This is a genomic window from Sphingobium sp. ba1, assembly GCF_000743655.1.
In the GTDB taxonomy this organism is placed as follows: domain Bacteria; phylum Pseudomonadota; class Alphaproteobacteria; order Sphingomonadales; family Sphingomonadaceae; genus Sphingobium.
The window spans coordinates 3,271-3,977 of sequence record NZ_JPPQ01000071.1; the positions used below are offsets into that span (position 1 = coordinate 3,271).

A 707-nucleotide genomic window follows, 5' to 3' on the forward strand; every position below is an offset into this window, starting at 1 on the left:
GCCATAGCGGCCTGTTGCCTCGCAGACGATATGGGGATGTTCAAGGGTCGCGAGCCGCCTTCTTAAAGCCGCGATCCCCGCCACCGAATTGGTACGGCGCCAAACCCCGTTAGCCCCCGGTAAGGCAATATCGAGTGCCGCCTTAGATACATCGACGGCAACATATTGGTTCGACATCATGTTTCTCCACCTTGCATACGAGCTCAAGGCTCAGGCAACCGTTCGAGACGATCATGGATGGAGCGGACGGCTTTGCTGAGGATCGCGAGCTTTATGCCCAAGGACAGGCACAGCCTATCCGCTCCGACCTGTCCGGGGTCATGACACCAGACAGGTCGGCACCAATTCAACCAAGGCTGAAATAAATGCCAACCCCAATATGCAAGGACAGGCATTGAGCGAAGTCGGAGTCGCAGACGACCGAAGGGCAAATGGCGTATCGAAGGATATAAAGCGCAGCCGACCCTTCGATACGGGTCTTCGACAAGCTCAGCCCCTACTCAGGGCGAACGGAGTGATGCGACTCAAAGTCATCATGCTCTAGATTAATAGCTGGACACCCCTCCGTCTGGCTGCGCCAGCCACCTCCCCCGCCGGGGGATCGTTGCGAAATGCGGATCGCTTACGAATCATCGTCATTCCCGCGAAGGCGGGAATCCATCTCCCACCTTATCGTCTTGATTTTAGGTCCGGAGATGGATCCCCGC

At 56.9% G+C, this 707-nt stretch carries 1 protein-coding gene; it reads right to left on the reverse strand.

Annotation, left to right across the window (positions count from 1 at the left end; genetic code table 11):
• A partial coding sequence (locus IL54_RS25510) for a hypothetical protein (RefSeq protein WP_237748965.1) occupies positions 1 to 180 on the reverse strand: 180 nt, incomplete at its 3' end.
• Between the last annotated feature and the right edge of the window lie 527 nt (positions 181 to 707).